We start from the raw sequence: 12,609 nt of genomic DNA on the forward strand, positions 1-12,609 counted from the left end.
ACGGAGATTCCGGCGGCCACCCGACACATGGTCGACCGATTCCGTCGCGTAACCAAAAGGCAACAACGGAATCCCTTGTTGCTCCGCACCTCCTCTGTCAGGATCGGCACTCAATTCGAGCCGGGACAACGGAGACGTCATGGGCAACTCCTTCCAGGGACTCGACCGCTTCGCGGCCGGGGCGCAGTACATCGGCGGTCGACTGCGGTCCGGCACCTCGGGGCGCGGACACACCGTCGTCGACCCCGCGACCGGTGAGGACGTCCTCACGTACGCGCTCGCCGGAACCGCCGACGTGGACGCGGCCGTCGCCGCCGCCCGCGACGCGCTGCCCGGCTGGGCGGGCGCGACGCCGGGCGAACGCTCCGACGCGATGCACCGGTTCGCCGCGCGCCTGGCCGAACAGGCCGAGGACTTCGCACACGCCGAGTCCCTCCAGTGCGGCAAGCCCATCAAGCTGACGCGGGAGTTCGACGTCCCCGGGACCGTGGACAACACCGCCTTCTTCGCGGGGGCCGCCCGCCACCTCCAGGGCCAGTCGGCAGGCGAGTACAGCGGCGACCACACCTCGTACGTCCGCCGCGAACCCATCGGCGTCGTCGGCTCCATCGCACCCTGGAACTACCCCCTGCAGATGGCCGCCTGGAAGGTCCTCCCCGCCATCGCCGCGGGCAACACGATCGTCCTCAAGCCCGCCGAACTCACCCCGCTCACCTCGCTGATGTTCGCGCAGGCCGCCACCGACGCCGGCATCCCCGACGGTGTCGTCAACATCGTCACCGGCGCCGGCAGGGACGCCGGGGAGCACCTCGTCGGGCACCCGGACGTCGCCATGACGTCCTTCACCGGTTCCACCGCCGTCGGCAGGCGCGTCGCCGAGATCGCCACCTCCACCGTCAAGCGCCTCCACCTCGAACTCGGCGGCAAGGCGCCCTTCGTCGTCTTCGACGACGCCGACCTCGAGGCCGCCGTCCATGGCGCGGTCGCCGGTGCCCTGATCAACACCGGCCAGGACTGCACCGCCGCCACCCGCGCCTACGTCCAGCGCCCGCTGTACGACGCCTTCGTCTCGGGCGTCGCCGACCTGATGGCGACCGTCCGCATCGGTGACCCCTTCCAGGAGGACACCGACCTCGGCCCGCTCATCAGCCACGCCCAGCGCGACCGCGTCGCCGCCTTCGTCGACCGGGCCCGGGCGTACTCCACCGTCGTCACCGGCGGCGTGGCGCCCCACAACGACGGCGCCTACTACCGGCCCACCCTGATCACCGGCGCCCCGCAGGAGAGCGAGATCGTCCAGGCCGAGATCTTCGGCCCCGTCCTCGTCGTGCTGCCCTTCGACACCGACGACGAGGGCATCCGGCTGGCCAACGACACCCCCTATGGCCTCGCCGCCTCCGCCTGGACCCGCGATGTGTACCGGGCCGGCCGTGCCACCCGGGAGATCAAGGCCGGCTGCGTGTGGGTCAACGACCACATCCCGATCATCAGCGAGATGCCGCACGGCGGGTACAAGGCGTCCGGCTTCGGAAAGGACATGTCAACCTTCTCCTTCGAGGAGTACACGCAGGTCAAGCATGTGATGTACGACAACACGGCGGTCGCCAGGAAGGACTGGCACCGCACGATCTTCGGGGACCGACAGCCGTAAGAGCGTCAGGCCGCCCGACCAGCGGCCCGCCGCCCCACACCCGAAAGGCACAGCGCATGGAGCAGTACGAGCCCGACAGCCTGTCAGCGGCCCAGGTCGCCGCGATGCGGCGCAGCATGACGAACGGCAGGGGAGCCCTCACCCGCCGTTCGATGCTGCGCGCCACGGGCGTCGGCGCGCTCACGATCGGCGGCATCGCCTCCCTGAGCGCCTGCGGGATCCCGCCCGCCAAGCGGGAGGGCGACGGCCCCGCCTCCACCGACTTCTCGGCGAAGGAGAAGCGACTCAGCTTCTCCAACTGGACCCAGTACATCGACATCAGCGAGGACGAGAAGCACCGCCCCACCCTGGAGGCGTTCACGAAGCGCACCGGGATCCAGGTCAAGTACACCGAGGACATCAACGACAACGTCGAGTTCTTCGGGAAGATCAAGCCGCAGCTCGCCGCCGGCCAGGACACCGGCCGCGACCTGATCTGCGTCACCGACTGGCTCGCCGCCCGCATCATCCGCCTCGGCTGGGCACAGAAACTCGACCCGGCCAACCTGCCCAACGCGTACGCGAACCTGTCCTCCCAGTTCCGCCGCCCCGACTGGGACCCCGGCCGCTCCTACTCGTACCCCTGGACCGGCATCTCCACGGTCATCGCGTACAACAAGAAGGCCACCGGCGGCCGCAAGGTCGACTCCGTCACCCAGCTCCTGGACGACCCCAAGCTCAAGGGACGGGTCGCGTTCCTGTCCGAGATGCGCGACTCGATCGGCATGACGCTCATCGACATGGGCAAGGACCCGGGGAAGTTCACCGACGCCGACTTCGACGCGGCCCTCGGCCGCCTCCAGAAGGCGGTCGACACCCAGCAGATCCGCCGCTTCACCGGCAACGACTACACCGGCGACCTCGCCAAGGGCGACATCGCCGCGTGCCTCGCCTGGGCCGGTGACGTCATCCAGCTCCAGGCCGACAACCCCGACATCCAGTTCGCGATCCCGAACGCCGGCTACATCACCTCCAGCGACAACCTCCTGGTCCCCGCCAAGGCCCGCCACAAGACCAACGCCGAGAAGCTCATCGACTACTACTACGAGCTTCCGAACGCCGCCCAGCTCGCCGCGTACATCAACTACGTCTGCCCGGTCGAGGGCGTACGCGACGAACTCGCCAAGATCGACCCGGCGCTGGCGGCGAACACCCTGATCCTCCCGGACAAGGCGATGGCCGCGAAGTCCCGCGCGTTCCGCTCCCTCACCGGCGAGGAAGAGACGGCGTACGAGGAGAAGTTCGCCAAGCTCATCGGTGCCTGAGCCCCACCGCCGCCCGCCCCTCGACACACCTGGGATCGCAACCCATGACTGACAGCACGAACACCGGCGGCGACGTCCGCCTCTCCGGGATCAGCAAGACCTACGGCTCCTTCACCGCCGTCCACCCCCTCGACCTGACCGTCCCGCAGGGCTCCTTCTTCGCCCTCCTCGGCGCCTCCGGCTGCGGCAAGACCACCACCCTGCGCATGATCGCGGGCCTGGAGGAGCCCACCACGGGCACCGTCTTCCTCGGCGACAAGGACGTCACCGACCTGCCCCCGTACAAGCGGCCCGTCAACACGGTCTTCCAGTCGTACGCCCTCTTCCCGCACCTGAACATCCACGAGAACGTCGCCTTCGGCCTGCGCCGCCGGGGCATCAAGTCGGTCAAGAAGCAGGTCGGCGACATGCTGGACCTCGTACAGCTCGGCGACAAGGCCGGCCACAAACCGCACCAGCTCTCCGGCGGCCAGCAGCAGCGCGTCGCCGTCGCCCGGGCGCTCATCAACCACCCCCAGGTGCTCCTCCTCGACGAGCCGCTCGGCGCCCTCGACCTCAAGCTGCGCCGCCAGATGCAGCTTGAGCTCAAGCGCATCCAGACCGAGGTCGGCATCACCTTCGTCCACGTGACCCACGACCAGGAGGAGGCCATGACCATGGCCGACACGGTCGCGGTGATGAACGGCGGCCGCGTCGAACAGCTCGGCGCGCCCGCCGACCTCTACGAGAACCCCCGCACCACGTTCGTCGCCAACTTCCTCGGCACGTCCAACCTCATCGAGGCCGAAGTGGTGGAAGCGGGCTCGGACGTCACCGTCACGGCAGGCGGCGGCAAGCTGCGGCTGCCCGCGGACCGGTGCTCCGCCGACACCCGCGGCGGCGGCAAGCTGCTCGTCGGCATCCGCCCGGAGAAGATCACGCTCGCTCACGCCGACGACGCGGGCGCGATCGCCGACGGGCGCAACCGGGTCACCGGCCGGATCGTCGACACCTCCTTCATCGGCGTCTCCACCCAGTACGTCGTCGACAGCCCCGCCGGCACCGGCCTCCAGGTGTACGAGCAGAACATCGAGCGCGACTCCCGGCTCGCCCCCGGCGCCGAAGTGGTCCTCCACTGGAACCCGGCCCACACCTTCGGCCTGGACGCCGCCCAGGACATCGAGGCGGGCATCGAAAAGGTGGAGGACGGAGCGTGACGATCACCGAAGCGCCGCCCGCGTCCGAAGCGCCACCCGCCGTGCGCAAGACGGCCACCCGCAAGCGGCTCGTCCCGTACTGGCTGCTCCTGCCCGGCATCCTCTGGCTGCTCGTCTTCTTCGCGCTGCCGATGGTCTACCAGGCCTCCACCTCCGTGCAGACCGGCTCCCTGGAGCAGGGTTTCCAGGTCACCTGGCACTTCCCGACCTACTGGGAGGCCTTCACCGAGTACTGGCCCCAGTTCGTCCGGTCCCTGCTGTACGCCGGTACCGCCACCGTCCTGTGCCTGCTGCTCGGCTATCCGCTCGCGTACCTCATCGCCTTCAAGGCGGGCCGCTGGCGCAACCTGCTCCTCGTCCTCGTCATCGCGCCGTTCTTCACCAGCTTCCTCATCCGGACGCTGGCGTGGAAGACGATCCTCGCGGACGGCGGGGCCGTCGTCGGCGCCCTGGACGCGCTGCACGTCCTGGACGTCACCAACTGGCTGGGCTGGACCCAGGGCGACCGCGTCCTGGCCACGCCCATGGCGGTGGTCTGCGGCCTCACGTACAACTTCCTGCCGTTCATGATCCTGCCGCTCTACACCTCACTGGAGCGCATCGACGGCCGGCTGCACGAGGCCGCGAAGGACCTGTACGCGTCGCCCGCCACCACCTTCCGCAAGGTGACCTTCCCGCTGTCGATGCCGGGCGTCGTGTCGGGCACGCTCCTCACCTTCATCCCGGCGAGCGGTGACTACGTCAACGCCGAGCTGCTCGGCTCGACCGACACCAAGATGGTCGGCAACGTCATCCAGTCGCAGTTCCTGCGGGTGCTCGACTACCCGACGGCCGCCGCGCTGTCGTTCATCCTGATGGCCATCGTGCTGATCATGGTCACCGTCTACATCCGCCGGGCCGGAACGGAGGACCTGGTCTGATGCGCTGGCTCCGCAAGAACCTCGTCGTCATCGCGGGTCTGCTGACCCTCGCGTACATGATCCTGCCGAACGTCGTCGTGATGGTGTTCTCGTTCAACAAGCCGGCGGGACGCTTCAACTACTCCTGGCGCGAGTTCTCCACCGACGCTTGGCGCGACCCGTGCGGCGTCGCCGACCTGTGCGGCTCGCTCGCACTGTCGCTCCAGATCGCCGCCTGGGCGACACTCGGCGCCACCCTGCTCGGCACGATGATCGCCTTCGCGCTCGTCCGCTACCGCTTCCGGGCCCGCGGCGCGATCAACTCGTTGATCTTCCTGCCGATGTCCATGCCCGAGGTCGTCATGGCCGCCTCGCTGCTCACGCTGTTCCTCAACATGGGCGCCGAGCTGGGCTTCTGGACGGTCCTCATCGCCCACATCATGTTCTGCCTGAGCTTCGTCGTGGTGGCGGTCAAGGCACGCGTGATGTCCATGGACCCACGCCTGGAGGAGGCCGCCAGGGACCTGTACGCCGGTCCCGTGCAGACCTTCCTGCGGGTCACCCTGCCCATCGCCGCCCCCGGTATCGCGGCCGGCGCGCTGCTCGCCTTCGCGCTGTCGTTCGACGACTTCATCATCACCAACTTCAACGCGGGCTCGACCGTCACCTTCCCCATGTTCGTGTGGGGCTCGGCGCAGCGCGGCACGCCCGTACAGATCAACGTCATCGGTACGGCCATGTTCGTCATCGCCGTGCTGGTGGTCGTCGCCGGGCAGGTCGCTGCCACCCGGCGCAAGCGCACAACGATCCAGTGAGTTCCTGAGGGAGTTGGAAACCATGGCCCCAGCTGCCATGCGTACTGCTGCACAATCACTCTCGGACGCCCAGCCCGTCCCCTTCTGGCTGGAAGACCCCGGCAAGCCCGCCGCGCTGCCCGCGCTCACCGGCACCGAGCACTGCGATCTGCTCGTCGTCGGCGGCGGTTACAGCGGCCTGTGGACCGCGCTCCTGGCCAAGGAGCGGGACCCCGCGCGGGACGTCGTCCTCATCGAGGGCCGGGAGGCGGGCTGGGCCGCCTCCGGCCGCAACGGCGGCTTCTGCGCCGCCTCCCTCACCCACGGCTTCGGCAACGGCCTCGCCCGCTGGCCCGGTGAACTGGCCACCCTCGAAGAGCTGGGCATCCGGAACCTCGACGCCATCGAGGCGGCCGTGTCCACGTACGGCATCGACTGCGACTTCGAACGCACCGGCGAGATCGACGTCGCCACCGAGCCCCACCAGATGGCGGAGCTGACCGCGATGTACGAGGCGGCCGACCGCCTCGGCCTCGCGGACGACCTGGAGCTCCTCGACCGGGACGCCGTACGCGCCCAGGTCGACTCGCCCACCTTCCTGGGCGGCCTGTGGGACCGGCGCGGTGTCGCGATGCTGAACCCGGCCAAGCTGGCCTGGGGCCTCAAGCGGGCCTGTACCGACCGCGGCGTACGCGTCCACGAGAACACCCGTGGCCTCGAGCTCGCCCGCGCGGGCGCCGGAATGGCCGTACGCACTCCCTATGGCAGGGTTTTCGCCCGTCAGGTCGCGCTCGGAACCAACGTCTTCCCGTCGCTGGTCAAGCGTGTGCGCGCGTACACGGTGCCGGTCTACGACTACGCGCTGATGACCGAGCCCCTCACGGACGAGCAGCTTGCGTCCATCGGCTGGAAGAACCGCCAGGGCCTCGGCGACAGTGCCAACCAGTTCCACTACTTCCGGCTCTCCGCCGACAACCGCATCCTCTGGGGCGGTTACGACGCCGTCTACCCGTTCGGCGGGCGGGTCAGCGCCGAGCACGACCACCGCCCCGAGACCTACCTGAAGCTCGCGGAGCACTTCTTCCGCTGCTTCCCGCAGTTGGAGGGCGTGCGGTTCAGCCATGCCTGGGGCGGCGCCATCGACACCTGCTCCCGCTTCTCCGCGTTCTTCGGCACGGCACACGGCGGACGGGTGGCGTACGCGGCGGGCTTCACGGGGCTCGGTGTGGGCGCGACGCGGTTCGGGGCGGACGTGATGCTCGACCTGCTGTCGGGCGAGCGGACCGAGCGGACGGAACTGGAGATGGTGCGCACCAAGCCGCTGCCGTTCCCGCCTGAGCCGATCGCCTGGGCCGGCATCGGGCTGACCAAGTGGTCGCTGGCCCGCGCCGACGCCAACGGCGGCCGGCGGAACGTGTGGCTGAAGACGCTGGACCGGCTCGGTCTCGGCTTCGACAGCTGATCGTCATCCGGTTGCGCCGGGCGTGCGCCCCCGGTGAGCCGGTTCACCACCAGGTCGGCGCCGAAGCCGCGTAATGATCTATACGGACCCCTCTCTCCCCGTGTGAACGCACTGCCCGCCGGGGCAGTGACAGACACGGACGGGAGGCAGCGGGCGATGACTGGTTCGGGGGCCAAGGCCGCGGTGGAGTGGCTGGCCGGGGTGGCGCCGGATCCGGACGCCTGTCGGTGGGAGTGGGAGCGCAACCCCCTCGGGGTCGCGCTCCTGCCCGCCGGCCGGCGCTGGGACGTGCTGATCACCCCGGCCGGGCTCGGCCACGCCACGCTCGACGTCCTGTGGCGGCTCGTCGACCGCCCCGGCCCGGTGCTCGCCGACGTGTGCGACGCGCGCCTGGGCTTCTTCGTCCCCGTGGGCACCGCCGCGCGCTGGGTCGGCACCGGTGTGAGGGCCGCCGGCCGCGGCACCTGGATCGTCGTGCCGTACCCGGGCCGGGCGACGGGCGCGGCACGCTGGCTGGTGGTGCCGGACGGCAGCGGCACGCTGAACGACCCGGCGCTGCTGGAGCTGGCGATGCACGAGGCGGTGGCGTTCCTGGCGCGGCGGCAGCGGCCGGAGGCCTGACCGGGCGCCGCCGAAGACCTGACGGGACGCCGCCGGAGGCCTGGCGGGGCGCCGCCGGAGCGGCGACGGGGTGCCGCCGGGGGTGCGACGGAGTGCCACCGGGGGCCACCGGGGGTGCGACGGGGTGCCGCTACCGCGACGGCGATTCCGCCCGCGGCCGCGGCCGCTCACGCCCGGACAGCCACAGGGCGGGCAGCCACAGGAGGGGCCCGAACAGGCACGCGGAAGCGAGCACGTCCAGCGGCCAGTGGTAGCCGCGCAGTACCAGCCCCGCGCCCGTGGCCACCGTCAGCAGGAGGGCGATGGGCAGCAGGCGCCGATGGACCAGGACGGCCGCGCAGCAGTACGCCACGAGGGCGGTCGCCGTGTGCCCGGACGGGTAGTAGCCGGTCTCGGGTGTGAGCGGGCCGGCCCGGTCCACGAGGAGCTTCAGTGGTACGACCAGGGCCGGGACGAGTGCCATGGCGAGCCCCGCGTACAGCGCCTCGGCGCGCCGGCCTCGCCACACCGCGTAGGCCATGGCGGCGGCCAGGACGGGGAGGGCGACCTGCATGTTGCCGAGGTCGGCGAGGAGCTCGGTCAGCGGTTGGGGGCCCCGGTGCGTCAGGGCACGGCTCGCGCGCTCGTCCAGGCGGGCGAGGGGGCCGTGGACGGCGACCTGCCAGGTGATGACCGCGAAGAGGGCGGTGGCGAGGAGGGAGAGAAGAGCCGGCCGCCCCGGAACAGGGGGGGTGGTTCCGGGGCGGCCGCCTGGACCGGTGCGCCGCGCGCCCCGGGGGGTGTGGGGCGGGCGACTGTCCGATCGGTGAGGAGATCCGGAGCCAGAGGCTCCGGTGGTGTGCGCGAGGGCACGACCAGGACGAGGCTGGGGAGGCTCCGTCCCGGAGCCGTCCGCAGTCCCCTGCGGACGGGGTGTTTCTCTCATCTGCAGAAACCGTACGGCAGAGAAAGGGGGGCCGGCAGCCGGATCCCCATCCCGCCATCGGCCCCCCACGGCTTCTTCACAACCGGTCGCTGTGCGTCACACGCCCGCGAACGCGCTTTCGATGATGTCGAGGCCCTCGTTCAGCAGTTCCTCGCTCATGACCAGCGGCGGCAGGAAACGCAGCACGTTGCCGTAGGTGCCACAGGTCAGGACCAGTACGCCCTCGGCGTGGCAGGCCTTGGCGAGCGCGCCGGCGGCCTCCGGGTTCGGCTCCTTGGTCGCCGGGTCCTTCACCAGCTCGATCGCGATCATGGCGCCGCGGCCACGGATGTCGCCGATGATCTCGTACTTCTCCTGCATGGCGGCGAGGCGGCCCTTCATGACCTCCTCGATGCGCTTGGCCTTGCCGTTGAGGTCGAGCTCCTTCATCGTCTCGATGGCGCCGAGCGCACCGGCGCAGGCCACCGGGTTGCCGCCGTAGGTGCCGCCCAGGCCACCACCGTGCACGGCGTCCATGATCTCGGCGCGGCCGGTGACGGCGGCGAGCGGCAGACCGCCCGCGATGCCCTTGGCGGTGGTGATCAGGTCCGGGACGACACCCTCGTCCTCGCACGCGAACCACTGGCCGGTGCGGCAGAAGCCGGACTGGATCTCGTCGGCGACGAAGACGATGCCGTTGTCGTTGGCGAACTTCACGATCGCGGGGAGGAAGCCCTTGGCGGGCTCGATGAAGCCGCCCTCACCGAGCACCGGCTCGATGATGATCGCGGCGACGTTCTCGGCGCCGATCTGCTTGGTGATCTGGTCGATCGCCTGCGCGGCGGCCTCCGGGCCGCAGTTCTCGGGCCCGGTCGGCCAGCGGTAGCCGTACGCCACCGGCACACGGTAGACCTCGGGCGCGAACGGACCGAAGCCGTGCTTGTACGGCATGTTCTTGGCGGTCAGCGCCATGGTGAGGTTCGTACGGCCGTGGTAGCCGTGGTCGAAGACGACGACGGCCTGGCGCTTGGTGTACGAACGGGCGATCTTGACCGCGTTCTCGACGGCCTCGGCACCGCTGTTGAACAGCGCGGACTTCTTGGCGTGGTCGCCCGGCGTCAGCTCGGCCAGCGCCTCGCAGACCTCGACGTAGCCCTCGTACGGCGTGACCATGAAACAGGTGTGCGTGAACTGCTCAAGCTGGGCACTCGCCCGGCGCACCACGGCCTCGGCGGAGGCACCCACGGACGTCACGGCGATACCGGAACCGAAGTCGATCAGGCGGTTGCCGTCGACGTCCTCGATGATGCCGCCACCGGCGCGGGTCGTGAAGACCGGCAGCACGGAGCCCACGCCACCCGCGACCGCGGACAGACGACGGGCCTGAAGCTCCTGCGACTTCGGGCCGGGAATGGCGGTGACGACGCGGCGCTCCTGCGGGATTTCGGTCATGCGGGGCTCCTGGGGTGGGGTCTTTCGGACGCTACTTCTCTTTCTTCCGCAGGCTAGGCGTGGGGGAGCGGGGTAGGCATGCTCCGTTAGGGAGTGGTCGGGGGTGTGTCCTTGTCCGGGACGGACATAGCAGCCGTCCGGCACCCCGCTGCTCCGGACTTGTCCACAGGTCGGTGAACCGCCCCGCCCGGACGGCTAGATTGACGGAGGCACAGACGCGCGGGACCTGGCTGGTCAGGGGGCAGGGGTTCATGGACACCGACGGTACGTACGAGGCACGGCGCAGCCATGTCGGGAAGCCGCCGGTGCCGCCCCCGCCCCGGCACGCTCCGCCGCCCGCGGGCGGCGGCACCGCGCAGTGGCTGCGTACGCCCCGGCCGGCGGCCGAGCCCGGGGTGTGGCGGTTCGGGCACCGGCCACGCCCGGAGGAGGAACCGGAGACGGTGCCCGCGCGACGGCTGTTCGCCGGCGCGGTGATCGCCCTGCTCAGCGGCTGGCTCCTGTGGTCCCTGCTGTGGAACGGGTACCTCGGCTACTACTGGCTCTGGCCGCTCCTGGCGTTCACCCCTGACGAGTGGCGCACGCAGCCGGACACCTGGGCCACGGCCAGCTATGTGTACTACGCGATCGTCGGCGGCGGCCTCCTCGTCTTCTTCGCCCGGATCGGCCACATCCCCGAGATCTGGCGCCGGTACGCCAAGAAGAAGGACACCCCGCCCCCGCCGCCGCCCCCCGACGCCGACCCCGTCGACTGGCCCGAGCTACGGGACGCCGGGCTGACCGAGGCCGCGCAGCGGCTCGCCGAGGCCACCCGGTCCGGGGCGCTCCGCGATGTGGACTACGCCCGCATCCGGCGCGCCTGGCAGGGCGTACGGACCCATCCGAGCCGGCTCGCCGCGTTCACCGACGCCGTCCGCGCCCATGGGCCCGCCGCCTGCGCGCACCCCTCGGGAGTGCGCGACCTGCCCGTCCGCACCGCCGCGCACGACCTCGCCACCTCCCAGGTCCGGATCGGCACCGCCGCCGACCACCCCCGCAACCCGTACGCCCGGCGGACCACCGGGGTCGCCCTGGAGCCCGCCGTGCTCGGCACCTCCCTGCTCGCCGTCGGCCCCGCCGGGTCCGGGAAGACGGTCCGGCTGGTCCGTCCCGTCGTGGAGTCCCTGTGCCTCCAGGCCCTGGCCAACCGGGCCGCCGTCGTCGCCGTGACGGCCCACGGCACCGCCCTCGCCCCTGACGAGGCGTTCGACGTGATCATCTCCGTGGGCCGCCCCGACTCCCGCCACGACCTCGACCTGTACGGCGGCGCCGACGACCCCGACGAGGCCGCCCGGATGCTCGCCGAGGCCCTCGTCGGCGACCTCGTCCCCGACAGCCGCCGCGCCGCCACGGCGCTCGCCCAGCTCATCGGCCCCTACCGTGCCGCGCACGGCCACTTCCCCGCCGTACCCGAGCTGCGCGAGCTGCTCGGCGGGGCGCCCGAGGCGCTGGCCCGGTTGCGCGCCGCCGTGTCCGACGACCCGGCGCAGCTACGGGAGCTGGACGCGCGGCAGCGGCAGGCCGACCGCGGCGACGACGTCGGGGTGCTGCTGGCGGAGCGGATCGCGTTCCTCGACCGGCCCGCGTTCGCCCGGTTCTTCCGCACCGACGCCGAAGGGCACCGCTTCTCGCTGAACGCCATCGAGCACCCGCTGCGCGTCCGCGTCGACCTGCCGGAGCGCGGGCACGCGGAGGCGTCCCGGATCGTGGCCCGGCTGCTGCTGGCCCAGTTCACCGAGGCGGCGCTGGGCCGGGCGGACCGGTCGCTGTTCGCCTGTCTGGTCCTCGACGACGCCACGTACACGGTCACCGCCGACTCCGTGCGCGCCATCCAGCGGCTGCGCTCGGCCCACGCCGGAGTCGTCCTGGCGCTGCGCACCCTGGAGGACGTGCCGGAGGCGCTGCGCGGACCGCTGCTGGGCGCGGTCGGGTGCAGGATGGCGTTCGCCGGGATCGCGTCCTGGGACGGCGGGCGGTTCGCCGAGACCTGGGGCACCGAGTGGGTGCAGACGCGGGACGTGACCAACCGGCAGATCATCTCCGACGAGCCGCTGACCAAGGCCCTGCACTTCCTCCGCCGCCTGGTCACGGGCAAGGCGGCGACCGCCGAGGCGGTCACCGTACGGGAGGTCGAGCGGCAGCGCTGGTCCGCCTCCGACCTCGCCCACGCTGTGCCTCCCGGGCATGCCGTACTGTCCCTGACGGGCGTCCGGGGGGAACACGTGCCTCCGCTCCTCGTCGACCTGCGCACCTGATGTGACATGACAACCTGGCAGAATTGACGGGA

Annotated in this window: 10 protein-coding genes; 8 read left to right on the forward strand and 2 right to left on the reverse strand. The window is 71.1% G+C overall.

The window, feature by feature from the left end:
* Positions 1-139: 139 nt before the first annotated feature.
* The 7 genes from ACZ6C1_RS02950 to ACZ6C1_RS02980 all read left to right on the forward strand — a co-directional run bounded on the left by ACZ6C1_RS02950 (position 140) and on the right by ACZ6C1_RS02980 (position 7,927).
* Positions 140-1,651: a gamma-aminobutyraldehyde dehydrogenase gene (locus tag ACZ6C1_RS02950; RefSeq protein ID WP_469237014.1), complete on the forward strand. Its 1,512-nt coding sequence runs from the start codon at positions 140-142 to the stop codon at positions 1,649-1,651.
* A 56-nt stretch (positions 1,652-1,707) separates the two neighbouring features.
* Positions 1,708-2,955: a polyamine ABC transporter substrate-binding protein gene (locus ACZ6C1_RS02955; RefSeq protein WP_469237016.1), complete on the forward strand. Its 1,248-nt coding sequence runs from the start codon at positions 1,708-1,710 to the stop codon at positions 2,953-2,955.
* A 44-nt stretch (positions 2,956-2,999) separates the two neighbouring features.
* Positions 3,000-4,151, forward strand: a complete 1,152-nt coding sequence (locus ACZ6C1_RS02960) for an ABC transporter ATP-binding protein (RefSeq protein ID WP_469237018.1) — start codon at positions 3,000-3,002, stop codon at positions 4,149-4,151.
* Positions 4,148-5,071 (forward strand): ABC transporter permease, encoded by a 924-nt coding sequence (locus ACZ6C1_RS02965; protein ID WP_469237019.1) that lies wholly within the window; start codon positions 4,148-4,150, stop codon positions 5,069-5,071. The genes ACZ6C1_RS02960 and ACZ6C1_RS02965 overlap by 4 nt, the downstream gene beginning before the upstream one ends.
* Positions 5,071-5,865 (forward strand): ABC transporter permease, encoded by a 795-nt coding sequence (locus tag ACZ6C1_RS02970; protein ID WP_469237021.1) that lies wholly within the window; start codon positions 5,071-5,073, stop codon positions 5,863-5,865. Before ACZ6C1_RS02965 ends, ACZ6C1_RS02970 begins: the two co-directional genes overlap by 1 nt.
* 22 nt (positions 5,866-5,887) lie before the next feature.
* On the forward strand, positions 5,888-7,306 hold the full coding sequence (locus ACZ6C1_RS02975) for an NAD(P)/FAD-dependent oxidoreductase (RefSeq protein WP_469237022.1): 1,419 nt from the start codon (positions 5,888-5,890) through the stop codon (positions 7,304-7,306).
* Between the two features lie 156 nt (positions 7,307-7,462).
* On the forward strand, positions 7,463-7,927 hold the full coding sequence (locus tag ACZ6C1_RS02980) for a hypothetical protein (protein ID WP_469237024.1): 465 nt from the start codon (positions 7,463-7,465) through the stop codon (positions 7,925-7,927).
* Positions 7,928-8,057: 130 nt separating this feature from the next.
* Here ACZ6C1_RS02980 and ACZ6C1_RS02985 read toward each other — a convergent pair whose 3' ends face one another.
* Positions 8,058-8,852: a phosphatase PAP2 family protein gene (locus ACZ6C1_RS02985; protein WP_469237025.1), complete on the reverse strand. Its 795-nt coding sequence runs from the start codon at positions 8,850-8,852 to the stop codon at positions 8,058-8,060.
* A 96-nt stretch (positions 8,853-8,948) separates the two neighbouring features.
* Positions 8,949-10,283 carry a 4-aminobutyrate--2-oxoglutarate transaminase gene (gene gabT / locus ACZ6C1_RS02990; protein ID WP_469237026.1) on the reverse strand — a complete coding sequence of 445 codons (1,335 nt, stop codon included), beginning with the start codon at positions 10,281-10,283 and terminating at the stop codon, positions 8,949-8,951.
* A gap of 251 nt (positions 10,284-10,534) precedes the next feature.
* On the opposite strand from gabT, the gene ACZ6C1_RS02995 reads away from it, so the two are divergent.
* Entirely contained in the window at positions 10,535-12,577 is a 2,043-nt protein-coding gene (locus ACZ6C1_RS02995; protein WP_469237028.1) for a type IV secretory system conjugative DNA transfer family protein, read from the forward strand.
* Positions 12,578-12,609: the final 32 nt, after the last annotated feature.

The organism is Streptomyces sp. NPDC041796, from assembly GCF_055590785.1.